This is a genomic window from Otoolea muris (genome assembly GCF_943193115.1).
In the GTDB taxonomy this organism is placed as follows: Bacteria; Bacillota; Clostridia; order Lachnospirales; family Lachnospiraceae; genus Otoolea; species Otoolea muris.
In genome coordinates, this window is the sequence record NZ_CALPCY010000029.1 from 35,091 (window position 1) to 55,902 (window position 20,812).

The following is a 20,812-nucleotide window of genomic DNA, read 5'->3' on the forward strand; positions in this document are numbered from 1 at the left end:
CTCTCTTGTATGATTTTTCCGTCCATGCCGGGCGCTGTCCTGGCATGCCTGATTCTTCTTACAGTATGGCTTACATTTCCGGATTATGGTTTCTGCGGATAACTTTTTTTGCAAAAAAGAACGTTTCCAGGTATCATCCATGAAAACGTCCCTTTTTGCGGCATAGGCTTTTCACCGCCCCTTTTTGTTATTTAATCCATGCCCCGTCAGAGCCCACTTGATAGCCATCCGGGGTAACCTCGTTTACATACATACTCCCACAAGGCTTTGATTTCCCATTGTAGATCCAGCCGTTTATATTATCTCCCACATATGTAGGAGCGTCATTGTGCTGCGTTAAATAGTACCACTTTCCATTTATGAACTGCCAGCCCACCAGCATCGCCGTATCTGACGGGTTCATAAAATACCATTTTCCATCCTGTTTTTCAAAATACCACCCATATAAAGCAGCTCCAAACCTGGCGCCTTCATCCTTATTGAGCATATACCACTTCCCGTTTTCATCCAGGAACCAGTCAAACTTCATCTTCCCGTCAGCGCTGATATAATACCAGTCGCCATTGGAACCGATCCACTCTCCTTTTGCATAAGTTCCGTCAGCTTTTTTAAACTGCCAGTCCTGCCCGGATCCTTCCCATGATCCCGGAGTTTCTGGTACGGCAGGCTTAAATTCTGCATTCATGGATCCATCCGGAAGGATTGCTGACCCGCTGCCTGAACCATTTGCCGTACTGCCAGGGCCATGTCCGTTTGAGGAGGAGCCGCCGGAGGAGGGCCTTGAGCCGCCGCCTGAAGAGCCGCCGGACGAACCGCCTGAAGGTCTTGAATTTCCTCCGGAAATAATACCTGTATTTCCGCCAGAGGGTTTATTGTCAGAATCTGTGTCTGCGCCCGGTTTGTTTCCCTGATTTTTGTCGGGATCCGTTTCGTTTGTCAGGTCATCCCCGGGAACAGACGGATCTTTCTCTGTATCTGACGGATCTTTCTCCGTCCCGGGATCCTTTTTATCATCCTCTATACCAGAATCCGTATCTCCGTCATCCGGGCTTTCAGGCCCATCATCCTTATCTGCGATCCTAAGGATAACCTTCCTAACATCGGTTGTCTTTTCTGTGTTATCAAATATAGCGCCTACAAAATGGTCGCCTGCATCAAGGCCCAAACCTGTGATATAGCCGCCATCCCATACAATCTCATTGCCATCGACATAAAATACATTGCCGGCGCCCATATCAATATCCGCCATTTTCACTACAGTATTTGCGGCAATACCTGCTATCCGCTTGTCTGTTTTCTTTAATCTCTTATCTGGCGCTGCATTTGAAGAAGTTGCCTCCCTGGCCCATCTTGCGTTGCTGTCAGTCGCAATTTTAAACTCCTCTTCATCTATAATCTCTTCTATTGTACCATCGGAATCTTCCGCAAATGTCCTGGCCTTCTGGAGCTGCTTTACATTGGAGCCCGTAAAAGGCAGCGTCCTGCCGTCTGGTAAAATCAAATCATCATCTAACACTAACGCCAGTACATGGTTTGTTTTTAATGAGCCATAACCATGGTCAAATGGCAGCCGTAATGTCTGGCCGCTGAAATCAATGATGGACTGTAATAAGTATGGGGCCGCCCGGTCGGCTGCCGCTTCGTACACGTGAATCACAATGTTGGAAACAATGGTCTTCTGTAAATCATTAAATTGGATTGTTACGTAATATTTTCCCGCTTCGTAAGCTGATAATACATCTGGCGGGATTGTAATACGGCTGTCGGCCAATCCATAGTCTGATTTGCTAAGTAAATTGCTGCCAATTTTTATATGCGTTATGCCAGTTGCGCTGTTTAACTTTACAGGCATGACCACGTAATCCGGGTAATCTTTGTAAAACTCATATACAATTGTATCAAGAACAACCGGAGGCAGCGGCGTACCAGATACGTAAATTTTATAATTACATGTAGCATTCGCATATTTTACAGTAACAGCTTTTATGCCGGCAGTTGATGTATCAAAGCCCTCCAGCATACACTTTGTTAAATTTATCTTATCCGTTGTATCATCTTCGTATACTACAGACAATGTACCATTGCCATCAAACTCATCCCCTAAATTGTAAGCTGTTGTTTCACCTATAAGGGATATGCTCTTAACACTTTTAATAACATCAATGCTGAAAGATGCCTCATGTCCCATATAATTGACTGTAACTGTCTTTGTACCTAATGTACTTGAATCAAATCCCTTCACTGTTGCAGATGCCAGGGACAATTCCTCTGTTGTATAATCCGAGTACGTTACAATTAATTTACCTTTATTATCAAATGGCTGGTTTAACAAATATTGCTCTGTTACGGACTCCACATGCAAACCTGAAATCACTTTTGCCGGTGAATTTATCACTTTTATTTTAGCAGAGCATGCATTTCCTGTTGTTGCGATTGCAGTAAGTGTATATTCGCCATCCGGAAATCTGTTAAATACATTCTTTGTAAACCTGAGGTTAGTTGTGTTTCCATCATATCCAACATAATCAGTTATATCAACATTATCCATTACTATTTTGTAAATATTATACGGCGCCGGGGTATTGTACTGTTTCCAGTAATAAAACGGAAGATCTATATAGTTTAAAGCTTTGCAGTCAAAGATATTCTGGTTCGACCATGTACATTTATGTTCTGTACCATAATCTGCTATACTGTCTACCAAAATTTTTCTTGTGCTGCCATCAGTAAACTGTATTTTTATCTCCATTTTGGGTGTGCTAACAGGACTCTGTTGTATAGTCATTATGCCATTTTTATCAAAATAAAAACGGGAAGCCCTGCTAAAAACATCTGCATCGTTAAACCTATCATGCATGCTGTCAACTTTTGATAAATCCAAGTTTGTAAATAAGTGATATGTCCGCCCATTTGAAAGTACATTGTAATCTCCTGGTGTTTCATGATAATCTATATATTCCCCAATAACCTTATGAGTATAATCAATATCACAAATAAATGTTATAGCTGTACTCCTGGTTCCTTCTGGCCGTTTTATTTCTGCAAATACAGTGATAACACCCGCAGAATTATTAAATATTTTAGACTTTACGATATTTTTAGGTATAAATATTGTAGATACACCAGTCTCGCCGTCATAACTAATTTCGTAATCAGCGCCATTATCAACAGTTTGCCCTTCTGTATAACTGCTTAAGCCTGTAAAATTAAAATTATGGTACTTATCTGAAGCTGCTATCTGTAAAGTTACATCATCTACCTCTTCCATACTGTTAAAGTATATTCTGTCATCCCCAAGGAGCTTTGGGGCATAATCAGTGCTGTCTTTAAACTTTACAGTATAACTGTCACGGTAACTATCAGATTCTTTATCATATTGCCGGAATGTATAATCGAAGGTATTTAAGCCATTCTGCACTTTAAAAAGCTCTTTCTTAATCGTGACAGTAACATTGCTTGTGTCAGGATCATATTCTTGTGAAGATATATATTTATTCAAAATTTCATCTTTAAAATAAACCTCATTATATACTGGATTGGTTCTGAAAACAATAGTCAAATCTTCATCAATGCCTGTTATGTCATAAGTTTGTTCATGGTCAACCACTTTAAAAATATAATAATCGCTGTTTTTTAATATATCTTTATACCAAATAAAAAATTCTTTACATCGTATATAAAAATTTGTCGTTTTCTTTAAATCAATTAAGTTACTGTTAAATGATATTGTATTTCCGGCAATATCGTAATCCGTTATTTCATGATACCCATCAGTATATAATTGCATATCATCTTTTGGTATATTATCAAAAGCATGTTCGTTAAATTTAATATTGACTGCTTCATCCGTGTAAAATAACCTTCCGTCATTTACGCTATCGTATACAATGCTTGTCACATCACAATTTGGGATATCACAGGGAATTTCCTCAACTGCCGCCAAATGTATCTCGCAACCATTATCAGATAAATATTTCAGTGTTTCTTTTAAATTTTCGTAACCGTTATTTGTAACCCTAGATAACCACAAAATCTTTAAATTTCTACACTTTTTAATGAAATCCTCAGTGTCGGAACCATTCCAATAAATGGATAATGTTTCTAAATTCTGCAAACTGCTATCTGTTAAATAGTTAATATAGGGATAATTCCTGGATAGTACAGTTTTTAATGATGTGCATCCATTAAAAACCGTATTTTTAATATTGTTATTTAATTGGTACATATACCCATAACCAGTATCAATTTCAGCTAAGTTAGAACAATTCTTAAACACGCCATAGCCAAGTTCGACATGTGCTGAACAACCATCAGCGAATTTTATGTCAACCAGGTTATATAAATGGTTGAATGTATAGCTGCCTAAGTAGCTCACACCCGGGTTTATTATAATATGTTTGATATCTGCGCTACACGAATCCCAGGGTTTTGCCTGGGATTCTGTATACTCAGCAAAAACACTTCTATTATTTTGGGGGTCGCTCGGTGATAAAAATATGGTATCAATTCCGTCGAACTCAACCGTACACTCCCCGCTCTGCCATTCCTGCCTTTCTGCAGCATATGCATTAATTTGTGTCCCACTTCTAATCCCACATACACAAATAAATAAGATAAGAAGAGGGAATAAAATTCTCATTCTTTTCGCCATTGTAAAATTATCTCCTTTATATACATCTATGCAGGGCAGGCAAAAATACTGCCCTCTTCCTATAGCTTCAGGTTTAGCTGCCCGGCGGCGGCCTTGTCCTTCTGCATCCTTTGTCTTCTCCGTATTTCATGCATACCTCCTCCTGATTTTTGGCGCCTGACAGCCCATCTTTAATCTTGCTGTTATTCTGCTGAAAGTAAAAATAATAGCATGTTTTAAGCCCCTTTTTTATAGATATCATGCCAGCCAGAGGATACACAAGCGTGGGATGCGAGAGAAAAACTATAACTCTGTCATCTGGCCCGCGTCATGACCTTCCCATTCTGGACCCGCTGGCCTTTCTCGTTGACCTTATAGCCGTCTACGGTCGCGCTCCTGTAAAGCTGCCCGCGCCTGCCGTTGGCCTCGGTACCGAAGTAATAGCACTCGTATACCCCGTCCCCATTATCATCGATCCAGTTCCAGCCCGTATACATGTGTCCCAGCCTGCCGTCGGAAATGCTGTGTAGGAAAAACGTATCCCCGTTTTCATCCGTGTGCCATCCGGTGCGCATGAAACCGTTTTCATCGAAGCAAAACCAGTCATAGGCCGGCTGCCCTTTGGAGAGATCCGCATATGGGTTAAATACTGCTGCCCACTCATTGGCGTAGCGGCGTCCCTTCTCGAAGCTCCATCGTCCCTGCGCATCCTGGCTCCATTTGCCGTCCACAACCACAAAGGACGGGACGTTGGCTGCCTCGGCCTTCAACTGTTCCGCCGTGCGGGTCACGGGATTTCCGTTTACATCTGCCCACTGGCCTTTGCTGTTGACCGTATAGCCGCCGACACTGGCATCCTTATAGAGCCGTCCCCGCCTGCCATTGGACTCGGTCTCGAAGTAATAATACTCATATATCCCATCCCCGTTGTCGTCGATCCAGTTCCAGCCGGTATACATATGCCCCAGGGTGCCGTCAGAAACATTGTGCAGGAAGAAGGTATCCCCGTTTTCGTCCGTGTACCAGCCGGTATTCATAAAACTATCCACGCCGAAATGGAACCAGTCATATTCCGCCTGGCCCCTGGAGGCGTCCGCATACGGGTTGTGGACCGCCGCCCACTCGTTGGTGTAGGTGCGCCCGTTAATGTACAGCCATTTGCCCTGGGCATCCTGTACCCAGGAGCCACCTTTGAGCACGTAGGACGGCATGCCGCTTGTAGTTTTGGACACGCTTCCTCCTGGCGTGACGCCTTTGGAGGAGCTGCCTCCGCCTCCACCGCTGCTATGGCTGCCCCCGCCTCCGCCGCTGCTGTGGCTTCCTCCGCTTCCGCCGGAGTATGTGGTGGTGTTATTGACAAATTTAAGGTTAATCCGTACCGGGCATTCGTCTGCTAAGTCTCCCTCGCCGTTTGTCGCCCGGATCATGACCGTCCTGGATGCAATATATGGATTTGCCGCCGTGTACGGATGCCCCAGCGCTTCCTTTAAAAAGGCGTTGGCTTTGCCCGTGAATGCGGTTCCGGTTGCGTTGCCCGGGAGCACCACAGTCACCTGGCCGTTTTTATCTACACTTAAGATCGATGGCTCGCTGGACGTGTAGAGCGGCCCGTGCTCGTCTGTCTGCGTATTCTGCAGCAGGGTAACGAGAGTAGCCCTGTTGCCGGCCACTGTATAGGACGGGTTGCTCCTGGAGCCTGTCGCCGTGACTACCACATCCATCGTCTTCGATGCATCTACCAGATCGGTATTCTCATAGATCAGCTCAAAGTTCACCGTGCAGGTGTCCGACATCGTACCGTCTTTGGTCATTGCAACCGCGGTCGCCCTGGCTGTGCAGATATACGGGTCTTTCTTGTCATATGGGTGCAGCATTGCGTCTTTTAAGTAATCATTGATCCCATTCATAAAGGCATCCCCGCTCATGGAGGACGGCAGTGCGATAAACGCGAAGCCGTTCTCATCCACTGTCAAAAGCTTATCATCGGATGAGCTGTAGACCGCTTCGGCATAATTAGGCGAGTTTACCCTGGCCGCCACGGATACCGGCTCCCCGACAATCTCAAACTCCCTGCGGTACAGGTTCTTTGCCCGGAGCTTTAATTTTACAGTGACTTCTTTATTCTTCATGACAAGGTTCTCGTACATCATCGCCACACGGATAGTGCATTCGTCTTCCTGCCCGTTGCTGTCGCGCACCGTAACCGTTACGTCCCGCGTGCGTATGCTGTCGGGCTTATCCTTCTCATAGGGGAACCTCATAGCCTCCCTGATAAACTCGAATTTGTCCCCGCCCTCGTCTATTTCTTTCATGAACCGCTCATAGTCGGAATAACGGGGCGTTGTCAGGGATACGTTGCCGACTTTGTCCACGGTCAGGATATCCGGGTTGCTGGACTCATAGGTGACGCCTGTATTATTTAAGTCAATAGAGCTGATTATGCTCTTTAAGTTCAGGCTGGTATCCCCGCTGAAGGTGTAATCCGGCGCCGCCGCGTCGCCCACAGCCTTCATTGTGACAGTCATGTTGGCTTCACTCTGGTCTAAGGATACTTCCTCATAGGTCAGGTTTACATGGAGCGTGACGGTATCCTTCATGTGGCTGTATTTCGTCTCAGCAGTCAGGACCACGTCACGGGACTGGGTAACGCCCGGCGCCGCCATAGCGGCTTTCACGAAATCATTGCATCTGGAAAGGAAGTTCTCGCCGGTCCAGTTTGTTTCAGCCCTGCCCGGAACCACCAGGGCGTAAGAACCGTCATCCTTCACGGTCACGATCGGGTCGCTGGAGGTAAAGGTAATGGTATCCTCCGGATCCTGGGAATGGATGTTGAAATCCACCTTCCCGTCAAACTTGCTGATATCGTATGTCTGCTGCTGGCGGTTCAGGGCGCGGATCTTCACGTCCAGGTTCTGCTCTTTTTCCGCCATCTGCATGTCTTCGTAGATCAGGTTCACCTTTAAGTTGCACTGGTCAGCCATACGCCCGTCTTCACTTTGGGCAGTGATGACAGCGGTCGAGGTGGATACCCACCTGCCGTCCTGGGTATATGGGTGCGTCATGGCGTCCTGGATGAATTTGGAAGCCTTATCCTTAAATTCCTGCCCGGACAGGAGTTTGCCCTCTCCATCCTTCGGGAGCGTCAGGCATATCTTCCCGTTTCCGTCCACTTCCAGGAACGCTGAACCTGCTTCATCCACGCTGTACCGGATACCCGTCTCATCCGGGTCATAGGAATGGAGCGCGGCCGGGTTTTCAAGTTCATAGCCCTCTACGATATAAACAGCGTCATCACGCATTCCGGTAGCGCGCAGTGTCACGTTCAGGACAGCCTCATTTTTCGCGAACTCCACATCCTCGTAGATATAATTTACTTTAACGTTACAGCTATCCTTTACCGTGCCTTCGCTGTCCGTTACATGGACCGCGCTGGTACGAAAATCCCGGTAATTTCCATTCGTGATGACTGCTTCCTGCCATGCCTGGCCAATTGCCGGGGCAATCATGCCCGCGTCATTCACGGTCACATATTCCGCGCTGTCCGTGCTCCAATACGGAGTGGTCTGTTTGCCGTCCTGCAGGTGCAGGGAGGCTGCCAACTGCCTTGGGGCGATCTCTGATACCACGCCATCCTTTAACTCGCTCCATACATGGCTCGGGTTATTGGTTCTGGATGTCTGGGTTCGGATGACCGTAAAATCTTCCTGGTTAGAATTAAGCCTTGCCTGATCATAACGGAAATGGATGGTCACCACGCAGGTGTCCTTTGTGCCGTTCTTTCCATTGGCCGTGATAACAGCCGTCCTGCTCCCGGAGAATGTCCCGGAGCCGTACTCCTCCGCCCCGTCAATGATCTCCTGCATCCAGGTATCCTTGTTCACAGTCACGTTCCCGTCCGCGTCCACGCTTACCAGGTCGGAATCAAAGCTGAAATCCGGGGACACGCTGACACCGGATTCGTCCGTAAAATGCGCAGTCAGCTTAAAAGGATCCTCGCCGGACCAGCTGCTCTTCTTGTCATTGGTAAAGGAATTGTCCGTATACACAATGTCAAAGGTCTTCTCATGCTGATCTAAGTAGGCCATATCATAACGGAAGTCGATGGTTACTTTATAGCTGTCCGCAACTCTGAGCTTCCCGGTTTCCTCCTTATAGCAGGTGACAACTCCGCTTACCTGCCCGGTAGTCTCATTCCTGCCGATCAGCTCCTCCCAGTTACCCTTGATGGGCGCCAGGTATCCCTTGTCATCCACTTTCGCGTACTTCGCCAGCTCGCCGGACAGGGCGTAGGTTCCCGTGCTCTCGGCTGCCCCGTTCTCCGTGTAATGGGTGTTGTCAAGCTTTATAATGCCGTATGACCATTTCTTGGTCGCCTCCACATTGGACGTTTTGCTCCCCTGGGTCACGACAACCTTTAAGTTGATGTTGCGGTCTGTCACACTGCCCCTGGATACGTCATAGGTCTCCTCCGGGGTTGCCTCGGTTATATTCTCCGGGGTCGCCTCATAGCCATGTGGAAGCTCCGTGAGGGTCTTTGCGGTCATGTCAAGGCCTTCATAATGGTAATTGATCGTGACAGGGATCGTAACTTCCGAAGCGCTGTTTTCCGAAGTGCCTTTGATAGTAAAGGACACGGTTCCGTGGTTGTCATTGCCGCGCCCGTCCCGGATCCCGTCAAACCAGCCTGCGCCCGTGTTCACGTTCAGTCTTGCCGTGGTCTGGCGGGTATCTCCATCCTGCGACAGGTTGTCAAGTGTCAGGATCCTGTTCATACCTGTAAGCTCTTTTCCATTCTCATCATAAATCTTCGGGATCGGCGCGCCATCGCCGCTTCCGGAAAGTGTCATCTCGAACTCCTGCGGGAGGTTCCCGGTCCATACGGAGCTTTCCACGATATCCGTCCCGTCAACAGTTTTTGCCACAGTCTTTGTCTCCGTGATATCAAATACCATGCCGTCCTGCTGCTCAGAAGAAGCCGTAGCGGCCCGGAACGTAATATTGATATCCTTATAGTCGAACACGTTTGCGTCCCTGGTGGAGGTGGCGTAAATACGGACCGGAATCGTGGTTCCATTAAGCTTTCTGTTATTGATCAGATCCCACACCCATGGGGAATAGCCAAGCTCCGCTTTGTTCTCCGTGTCGCTGAATCCCCGCACAGTGATCCCGCCGGTATCCGGATCGATATGGAGTATATTATTGACATCCAGAAGGCTTCCTTCTGACGCTTTTGGGTTCGCAATGCTCCACACCACGCCGTCATCATACGGGTTATAGTCCGGGTCATTTTTGTCATAAACCTCGCCGTTGCTGCTGACAGTTGCGGAAAGGGTCTGGCCTTTACCTTCCTGCAGGACATCGTGCTTCCCGCCCGCGAGGGTGATCGTCCGGTTCGTGACTGCGGAGTCCACATCCCCGGCGAAGCTGTAGTAGATGTCATACCCATAAACATGGGAAGCGTCATTGATCTGCACTTTTGTGGGCATGATCTCTGTCTGATCCTCGGTCCTGAAATTTACGGTCACAAGGCAGGTATCCGTCACGGAATTCTTGGATGCGTCATGGGCGGTTACCTTCACTAACTTCTGGTAGCTGTGGCTGTCGCCCGGGTTTTTTTTAAGGAGCGCGGTATACCTGGCGTCCTCATCCCTTGCCCACGCGGAGATCGTGATATTCCCGTCCGCTGAGCGGTCCGTCACGCCTTTTAAGTTCACATAGGCGTTCTTATGGCTGTTGGGGCTTAAGCTTAAGTTGATGGTGCCGTCGTCCACGTCCGTCACGTTCTGGACTTCCTCGTTCTTAATGCTGTCAAAATCCTCCTCCAGACCGGTGCTGGTGATGTACCAGTTTACCTGATCCCTGGTGAAATAGTCCGGGTTAAAGGTGGCAATCAGGTCGGACACACTGCCAACAGCGGAATTGGACTCCCCGTTCACCGTGTACTTGACGGCCGGGTTTTTCCGATCGCCGGTTAAGGTGCGGACCACGTCATAGGTGATGTTATTGTGGCTTAATGCCACGCCGTTCACAGCTACCTGGGTCTGGTCGATGATATTGAACTTGATCGTCGCGTCCAGCGTGCCTACCGGCGGATTGTTCTGGTCCGTCGCGTCCTGAACCTGGGCAGTCGCAGTGACGATGGAATGGTACCAATAGGGGCTGGAGGTCGTGATGCTGTTTTTATATCCCTCATTCTTCTGTTTTTCTTCCAGAAGATGGGCCTGCTTCGCGATGGCGGATGTGCTGGGGTCTGTTAAGTTCAGCATAAACGATGCGGTTGGGGCTGCTGTATTCCCATAGCCTGCCGACAGATTATAGATTAGGCCGTTTCCGGCTTCATCCGCCAAAGTGGCATTATTGGAGAACTGCCAGATCAGGTTATAGCCGCTGTTGGCCTGCCCGTTGACCTTGGAACCCATCCAGAATTTGGCGTCAGGCTCTACCCTAAGCGTCCCGTCCTGGGTCTGCGTCGCGGCCAGACGGTTCTCCCATTTGTTCCCGGCCCCGTCTGTGATCACTCTCGCAGAAGCAGAGAGATCCGGATCCGCGTCATAAGCGGTCACGCGCCACTCAATGGTCGGGCGCTCCCTTGTCCCGGTACGGATCTGGGTCACCTCAAACACCACCCGCTCCGGGTTGATCCTTACGGATTCGCCCACCTTCTTGTATACGGCCCCAACGGTCGCATCCGATGCCGGCATGGTGAAATGGTAGCCGCCGGACTTGTTCACGCCGGCCTTCTCCGTACTCTCCTCAAACACAGTAAAGATGTCGCTGTTACGGTAGGAATACCACGGGTTTTGCGCTGCCTCGGAATTTAACTGGTAGTAGGCGTCCGCTTCCTCCAAATCCTGGAAGGATAAGTATACCACATCGCCCTTTGCGAACGCTGCCTGGCTGGCAGCCGTGCATGGCTTGCGGTAATTGTTGCCCAGCACGTAGGCTGTCAGGCGCGCCGCTTCCTTTCCGTCTACAATAGGGGTAGCTACAGTAAGCAGGTAGCCGCGGATCGGGTTTCCGCTGCTGTCGCAGGTGAAATGATCCAGGGTGTCCAGGTTCGGGTCTGTGGCGGACTCGCTGCCTGCCGCCCTTGTGCATGCCAGGATGCCCCGCTCCAGCTCCTCATAGAAGTAGTCGCCGTCTGCGTTGTCCTGGTCGATGGATCCGGAGATCAGGGTATAGCCCTTGTCGCCCGCGTGCCAGTATCCAATATGAGCATCCGTGCCGAAGGTTCCACCCACATCCGCCGGCTTGCCGCCGAACACGCCTTTATCCGCCTTGGATTTGGTATCCGCGAACAGATAGCACAGATCCCCATTCTCGCCGTATGTGAAGCTGTGGCCGCGGATCGCCGCGCCGATGAAGCACGCGGAGTAGTTATAACCGCTGGCCGGGGCGATGATGTCGCCGGAAAACCTTCCGACCTTAACCTGGCCCCCCTCATAGCCGCCAACAATGCCGCCCACCGCATAGGATCCCGTGCTGCCGACCTGGCCGTTTTCCACGTAGGTGTTGATGATGTTGGAGTTTTTGATCGCGCCGGCAACGCCGCCCACATACGCGGCATTCCCGTAAATATGGTTTCCGGAACCGGAATTGGTGTCCACGGACGTATCCAGGATGGACGTGTTGGAAGCGCAGCCCGCTATGCCGCCCACCGCGGAATAGCCGTTACAGAAGCCGTTTGGCGCTGCGGTATCCGTCCATACGGCTACTTCGTCCGCAATACAGTTCTCAATGACGCATCCCCGGTTATTGTCAGCGGTATTGGAGCTGTGCGCGTACCCTACCAGGCCGCCTACATACCCATAGGCGCTCTTCACATACCCGCTGACTACGCATTCCTTGATAGCGGCATCCACTGCCTCGCCGGTCAGGATGCCCGTATAGTCCGCGGAAGCGGCGATATTGTTGTTATCGGTCTGGAGACGCAGGCCCGTCACGCTGGAGCCTGCCCCCAGCTTCGCGAAAAATCCTACATGGGACTGATCGGTCACGCCGTTCACGATGTCCGGGGTGATACCGATCGCCGTATTGGACTTAAAACCGAAATTCTCAATCACCACGTTCTTTTCACATGCCAGATGGCCTAAAAACGCGGTCGGGTTCCTGCCGGGGTTCAGCGCCCCGCCGATGGGGAGCCAGGAGCCGTTTAAGTCATACGTGCCGTTCTCGATCAGGTAATATACATCATTGTTATTATATTTGGACGGATTCTGTGCAATCGTAACCGCGAACAAGCGCAGATCCGCCACACTGTCGATGACATAGGGATTCTCCCTCGTACCCCTGCCATTGCTGTACAGGTCGCCTGTGCTGCCGTAATTGTTCGGCCAGAGGCTGCCTGCGGCGGCAAAGGCAGATGCCTGCGCATTTATTGCCAGGAACTGGAGGAGCTGGTAAGCGGACTTAAACGGGACATGGCGCACCCAGTCATAGATCACGTCATACCGGTAAGAAAAACTGCCGGATTCCTCATCGATCGTAACAGTGCAGTTGTCTGTGAACCACTCCCAGAACTCGTCAGAGTCAAATTCCAGGGCGTAGGCGGCAAGCTGCTCCCCGGCCGCTTCCGCCGTCCCTTCCTTATTGACTTCATACCAGCCGCGTATCTGGTCTTCTGTCGCTGTCTTCAGCCATGCGAAAAACTCGGCGGATCCGAATTCCGGATAGTCCGCGGCTGCGAGCAGGGTATTGGAACTTAAGAAAAATTCGTCCATAAACGCTTTCGCGTCCTCGTATCCCGCATCCACCATCCACTCCAGGATGGCGTCCATGTCATAAAGCCATTCCCCATCCCTCATCTCGGCTGCGTCTTCATAGACCCACGACCAGAAGGCATCCGTCCCAAACGGAAGGACATCCTTTCCATCGTCCTCACTGTCCGCTGTAGAGCTGGCAGCCTTATCTGCGTTCAGATAGAGTCCCGCAGCGTCGTACCATTCGCGGATTTCCTCCTCAGACGCCCCGGAGAGCCATTCCACAAACTCCGCGGATCCAAATTCTGGGTAGTCCGTAAATACCTTTGCGGGCAGATCCGAGTTACCGGCCAGTTCCTCCTTAGTGGCAGCGTCGGCTTCGGTTTCCTTTTCCTGTCCATCTTCTTTTTTCCCAGCGGTTTCCTCCGGCTGTGGCGTCTCCGGAATTTCGCTGCCTTCCAGTACAGCGTCCGCTAAAGTATCGTCGTCATCCTCCTCTGTCTTGCCGGACTCATCATTTTTATCGGTTTCACCGGCCTCAATGGTTTCATCTGCTTCGTCCGTTTCATCTGTCTCCCCATCCCCGGCTGCGTCGGCTCCGCCCGTCTTATCGCCTTCATCCGTCCCATCTGCCTCAGCGGCTTCAGCGGTTTCAGCGGTTTCCTCATCCGTTTCATCGGCCTCTCCGGCTGCGTCGGCTTCGCCCGCCTTTTCAGCTTCATCCATCTCATCTGCTTCGTCCGTTTCAGCAGTTTCCCCGGCTGCTTCACCGGCCTCCCTGGCTGCGCTGGCTTCATCAGCCTGCCCCGCATGCGCTTCCACTGAGGCATCCTGGGCGGCGGCATCCTTGTCTTCTCCGGTAACAGCCCCGTCCTCCTCATCGGCAAATGCAGGTATCGCAGGCGCTACAGCAGGAAGCGCTGTAGAAACTGATACTATCGCGACAGTACAACGTTTCATCAAATTTGCTCTGTTTTTTCTCACTGTGGCAAACTCCTTTCTTTCTGCTCCCTTATGATTCTGTGAAATACGGTTCTATAATAAAGGGAACATGGTTTATGTGCCCGGACGGAATGCCGGCCGGACCGTATCACAAGTAGTATGGAGCACGCCCAAAATTTTTGCGGCGTTTTTCCCGGGCATACCAAAAATATATTTTTATACTGTACTCCATCTGGACGGAGCCGCACAAAAACCGGGGAAGGCGTCCTGCCCTCTCCCGGTTTTCTGCGGATAACTATTTTTACTGTTTTTTTAGTGCTCCTGATATACCGCATACATCGGCCTGATCCCGACGCTGCAGGTCTTCCCGACTGCTTCCCGGTCCTCTCCGGCTTCTGTTCGCCGCACCGTATACTTCCCCGGCTCCACTACGTAGGTGGCCCCATCTGCGCAAAGCTGCCAGGTCCGGCCATCCATGGAACATTCATACCCATATGACGTCCCGTCTATGCGGTATCTGACAAGGGATGCCTGCTCCCACAGCCCTTCCGGGTTCTCCTTCCGGCGCATGATATAACTTCCTGCCTGGGGAACCAGCGTAAGCTTCTGCCCGCACGGGTTCCAGGTCGTTCCGTCATCCGCAGACCACTCCATGGACGGATCCGTGGACATCAGCGCCTGCACTGCCGCCAAAGCGTCCGCCTGGTAGGAATGGCCCTTCACTCTCACCAGACATTCCCGGCTCACGCCGGCCGCTGTCTGCCCGTCCGAGCACGGGTTCCAGGTCGCCCCGTTGTCCGTGGAATACTCCTGCCCGCTGGTGGTTCCTTCCAGAACGTACATCCCGCCTGAGAGTACGGGTGTCACGGCGTCCCCAAAAGCCTTCTCCCTCACCAGATAAACGCCCGGCGCCGGGACTGCCGTGCTGCCTTCTTCGCATGGCTTCCAGGTATTCCCGTTATCCGCGGAATATTCCATGTACCTGTGGGTGTCCGGGATCCCGTATTCCTCCTTAACCGGGTGCGGTTCGATTGTGCCGTCTTTTAAGTTTACCGTATAAACCAGGTCATCCGTCCCGTACACAGGCGTCCTGAGCCAGTAGGATGTCAGATACTGCCCGTCGTACACAGCGTCGATATTATCCCTTTCACTCCGGTCAAATTTCCAGAGGTAATCCCTCATATCCAGGGCTTCCTCCACGGAGGGAATAAAAAGCTTTTCCTCCAGGTACTGGGAAACATTCCGTTTATGCCTGGTCAGCCTCTTGTCATCCAGGGCCTCAAAGCTCCCCGGCGCGGTCGAGCCTTCGTATTCGTTTTTTACGCCTGCGTCCATAGTGACCAGGCTCCCGGTCTCCCTCTGGTTTTCCCGCAAAAACTGCCGGATGGCGGAATACCGGTAATTGTTATTTCCGCCGAAGGATCGGGTATCACGTTTGGTATTGTCCTCATTAAATCCAAGCCCCTCGCAGGACGGGATGACCGTGTCGCACAGGAAAAGTGCCATGGCCTTGTCCAGGTTCGAGTTGTCCTTATAGTTGTCATTCACACAGCGGAACAGATAGGATTTGTCCCCGATATGCCTGGACTGGTAATCCCCGACTTTCCAACGCCCGCTTACCGCGCCTTCCGTCATCCCGCCAGCGTCAAGGAAAAGGATCGGGTGTACCGGCTTCTCCCCGGCTTCTTTTGGCGTTACCCTGGCTCCGCTGCTTAAAGCCACCAGCCCATCCTCCCCTGTTTCCTCATGAAGGATCGTAAGCCCTGACGGGAACTTATAAACATTCGCCGCCTGCGCCTTATACTCCCTGTACTCTTCCGGTGTCAACAGCCCGACAGACCGGCCGCTGGCAGAAGCGAGGACATCACGGCTGCTTAAGCCGTCCAGGAACTCATCTTCCAGATAGCGCTTTAAGTCGCTTGACACATAGTCTGCATGTCCATCCGCGCTGTAACACCCGTAATATCCGGGCTGCAGCCCGTCCACCGCGTAGAGGAGCTTCTTTCCGGTCCCCTTATAGTCCGTGTCAATGCAGATGAAATTTATGTCCACAGGATTTTTGCCAAGCGATCCCGGGTTCCACGTCACTGTAATCTCATCGCCGATATTCATGGCCATCATCGAGCCGCATCCGTCGCACATACCGTCATGGTTCCTGTCCTCATGCCCGCTGGCATGGAAGTAAGTTGTCTCAGAGTAGCCGCATTTTTTACATGTGCGGGTTTCCATGCCGGTCACCTCGCAGCCGGCCTCCACCCTGCCCGTTACCTCCATATCATGGGTACAGCTCTCCGGGTTCCATACGCGGCTGAATGAGATGGCGATGACATGGTAGGTTACCCCGTCTACCACGAACTCATCCAGCTTTTCTGTCGCGTAGTTGGCGATGCCGTACCGGGAGATGACAGAGCTGGTCTCGGCGCGGGATGGATCATAATCCCGGCCGATCACGATATAGGAATGTTTCCCCGCATCCACTGTGAAAACCGCCGCTTCCGTCAGAATCCTGCGGGCGTCCTCCACGCTGTCCGCAAACAGGTTTTCATTCTTGTTCGCGTAGTACCGGTGATAGGTGATCTCAAACTGGTTCGCGTCCAGGTTCCACATGGCCAACTGCTTCGGGCCTTTTTCGTCCGCTTCCCAGATATCCCCGTTCCTGTCCCGGAAGGTGTCCGGATAATGCAGTGTCATATAGCTGTAACTGTTTCCTGTCTCAAATGCCATATACCCTTCTGCTGGATTAAGCACGTCATTTCCCAGCCCGTCCGTGAACCGGATCCGGTAATCATTCTTTTCCTGATTCATCGATGGTTTCCCGTCAACAGGCTCACAGTAGAACACAACCTGCTTTCCATTTTCATCCAGGAGGAAAGTATGCTCCCTATCATCCGGCAGCCTGTATCCGGGAATCTGGATCCCCTGAACAGATATAGTCTCGCCTTTCCCGCCTACACCCGCGTATACAGCCACATCGTTCCAGGAATCCTCCTCCCGGTAAGTCACAGTATATCCGTATGGAACCGTTCTCCGGATAGAGTCAAAAGCCGCCTGCGCCTCTTTTTTCCATTTGTCCAGGAGATTCCTGGAACCGTCTCCCTTCCTGTATTTGATGTTATACTGGCGGTAGACTGTACCGTCCACGCGCTCCACATAAGGCCCTTCCTTCACTGCTCGGTAGACAGCTCCGTCCTCCCCATAAATGGTATCCGGGTAATCGGTGTACAAAGTGTCCCCCTTCCTAGTAAAACCATACCTCCAGGGCAGGAGCTGGTTGCCCTGCTCGTCCGTGAAGGTCATCAGCCATTCGGCCCCGTCATATTTCCCTGTGACGCTGTTGATCTCAGGAGAGTTTCCATTTACCCGGTACATCGGTATGGTTACGTAGTTCTCATCAGCGTCCGGGGTTACTATGAAAAAATTTGCCTCATCCGCACAGAACGCGTATTCTGGGAACGTATTTCGGTAATAGATACGCGTCCCTGGCTTCGCCTTCCCGGTCATGACTCCGAGGACGCTCTTCGTATCCGCAGCACGCATCTGGATAGAGTAATCCACCTCAGCCATTTCCTCGCTATCGAATTCTGCCGTCCTGTAATAATAGACGTAGAACTCGTTGACATCCACCTGGGATTCCACCGTAAACTCCAGGGTGTCGCCCTGGGCGACGGCCTCATAAGTCCCATCCGGAAGATTCACCTTTGTCAGGAAGGAGACTTCGATGTCCGTCCCCGCAGGAGCCGTCCCGACCCGGTCATCGAAGATTTTCATGTTTCTGTCATGGTATGACACGAAATGGATCACATATGCCCGGATATCCTCAATTTCCACCGGCTCCTGTGTTTTCCTGACGTAGATGTTCATGGTGTTATTCGCCGCGTTGGATGAGATCATCACGCTTGCCGGGATGCTGCTTAAAAGGTCGTACCCCTCCTGGGCAAAGTCTTCCTCTCTGAACGTGACATTTACCCGGCTCCCCGCGCGGTCTTCCAGTTCCTTTACCCCAAGCAGCTCACCGGTATCGATGTCTGTGATGCAAAACTCAAATTTCATGACGCGATAGGGGATATATAACACCTCAAAGGTAAAGTTTTCTTCTGTCACGGTGAACTCGTATTCATTCTCCATATCCATGTCATACCCGTATATCTGATAATCCGGGCGTATCACGGCGCCGGACAGCGCGGCGCCGGAAAAAGTCCTGATGACATTCCCGTCCGGATCCACACAGCTTACTGTGTATTCCACACTCCCCGCCGGCAGCGTGTATTCATCGCTGACACACCATACCGTGAAGCGGTTCCCCCTGGGATCCTCCGTAGATTCCACAATAAAGGGAGAGTTATCCGCCAGTGTGTATCCCTCCGGGGCCTGCCCCGGCGCGATCCCGTTCCCGGCCGACGCAAGGCCCGACTCCGAGGCGATCAACTCTCCTGTGTCCCGATCGCAGTACCGGAGCAGGTAATAATAGGTTCTCTCCCGGGCTGCGCTAGGTGTCGCGTCCCCTGTCCAGCCTGTCTCTTTGCACGGGATGGCAAATACCTCCCCGTCTTTTTCCACTGTGAAGGCGTCCTGTGCCGTATCTGCCGTTTCATAGCCTTCCAGCACGATGTCCGGAACCTCCAGGATGTCTCCCCGTTTCGCAAACCCTGTTTTTGACCCGATCTGCCTGCCTGACCCGTCCGCGAAGATAAAGCTGTAGGAATATTTCTCCTCTTTATCCGTGTCTTCTTCCTCGCTGTCCGGGTTCATTCCCGGATCTTCTCCGGGAACAGGCAGTTCCTCTTCCCTGTCATCCTCGCGGATGGCTTCATATTTGATGGAGAAGATGCTGCCGTCAGAAACGGGCGTCACAGTATGGCTCTGGTTCTCGATCTCCCGGTATCCTTCAAATTCCCTTACCTCAATCTCCACTTCCGACCCCGCCGGCGCTTCCCCGGCCTCCTCTCCCAGGAGCGTTCCGTCCATGGCCGCGTAGCGGATGGTATAGCCGTGCGGGGAATCCCCTTCTGTCAGGTAAAGCAGCGTGAACGTCACGTTCCCCGCCGGGAGCGTCTTTTCATGGCTTTGGCCCTCTTTTTCCCGATACCCGTCAAAGGACAGCGCCTCAATGGTTATCCTGCTGCCGGCCGCCCCTTCCCCGGATGCGGTATGCAGGATCCTCCCGTCCATGCCTACATGGTATATGGTATAGGAGCAGGAAAGGCTTTCTTCTCCCAACTCCCTTTCCCCGCCCATGCCGGCGTAATACAGGGTGAATACCTGCCCTTCCAGTTCAAGGATACCGTCCTCACCCTGTTCCCCTGACAGATGGTATCCGTCAAAAGAGCGTGGTATGACACTTACCGTGTCCCCGGCCTTCCCTTTCCCAGGTTCTTCCAAAAGAAGCTCTCCCTGGGGGCCGATGTGGCGGACTATATAACTGTACTGTTCCTCCATGCCTTCCTCTATATAGGCAACATCAAATACGGCATAATCCTGATCCAGCGTCCGGATTTCCTCCTGCCCCGGTTTCTTCTGGTAACCATCAAATGTCTTGTCAGGGATCCGTATCTCATCCCCAGGCATACCCTGCCCTTCTTCCTGGAAAAGCACAGCGCCATCCATGTCCGTGTAACGTATGGTGTAGGAGTATGCGGCCTGGCTTTCCTGTGCTTCTTTGCCTTCCTTTTCGTAAACTACAGCGAATACCGCATGATCCATTGTCAGGTGGAACACCTCCTGGCCTTCATCCCGTTTCCGGTAGCCGGCGAACTCCCGGACATCCGCAGTGATGACAGAATCCTTAGGCGCCTTTCGTTCATAGGAGGCCAGCAGGTTTCCTTCCGTATCGATATAGCGTATGGCGTATTCGTATATGGTTTTAGTATGGACGCCGCCTTCCTGCAAAGCCTCCATACCTTCCGCTGTTCCTGGTATCCCTGTTTCCGGAGTGTCCGTACCCGCCGGCTGTCTCCCCGCGGATGTGCCGCTTCCGTTCCCAGACGATGATCCGCCGCCTCCCATTTTGCCGTCGGATGCCCGCGCTGCGGATGCCGCCGGCCCGCTCCCCGGCGCAGGTTTTGTCTGATACCCTCGCCCAGGCACGTAAACGGCGGTTCCGTTTTCAGTCCACTGCCCGTCCCTGTTTACGGTAAAACCGTCCGGAGTCACACAGGCCGCTGCCATCTTCCCATCCGCGCCGAAATAATAGCAGTACCCGTCCACCCAGGCCCAGGCATTCTCCATGGCCGCGCCGAAAAAGCCGTTATGCTCATTGTCCAGGAAATACCAGACGCCATCTATCAGCATCCAGCCGGAATCCATGACTCCGGCCCCGTTTAAATGGTAAAGCCGGCCATCCTGCGGATCCCTAAGCCACGCGTCCGAAAGGTATACCCCATCTTCCCCTTTGTACATCCAGTCCCCATTCTTTACTTCCCATACCCCGGCTGCCGCCGCGAACGCCGGCGTAACGCACTGGGTAACGGCAAGGAAGGCCGCAGTGCATGTTCTGAATCTTTTTTTTCGATGCATACGTTTTTCTCCTCCTGTTTTTGTGATA

3 protein-coding genes are annotated in these 20,812 nt (G+C 51.4%); all 3 read right to left on the bottom strand.

The genetic code is table 11. From position 1 onward, the window contains the following. Nucleotides 1-187: 187 nt before the first annotated feature. The 3 genes from NFS31_RS16490 to NFS31_RS16500 all read right to left on the bottom strand — a co-directional run bounded on the left by NFS31_RS16490 (nt 188) and on the right by NFS31_RS16500 (nt 20,784). Nucleotides 188-4,651: a bacterial Ig-like domain-containing protein gene (locus NFS31_RS16490; protein ID WP_251497337.1), complete on the bottom strand. Its 4,464-nt coding sequence runs from the start codon at nt 4,649-4,651 to the stop codon at nt 188-190. Nucleotides 4,652-4,944: 293 nt separating this feature from the next. Beyond that, nucleotides 4,945-14,313 carry a hypothetical protein gene (locus NFS31_RS16495; RefSeq protein ID WP_251497340.1) on the bottom strand — a complete coding sequence of 3,123 codons (9,369 nt, stop codon included), beginning with the start codon at nt 14,311-14,313 and terminating at the stop codon, nt 4,945-4,947. Nucleotides 14,314-14,583: 270 nt separating this feature from the next. Then, entirely contained in the window at nt 14,584-20,784 is a 6,201-nt protein-coding gene (locus NFS31_RS16500) for a MucBP domain-containing protein (protein WP_251497343.1), read from the bottom strand. Between the last annotated feature and the right edge of the window lie 28 nt (nt 20,785-20,812).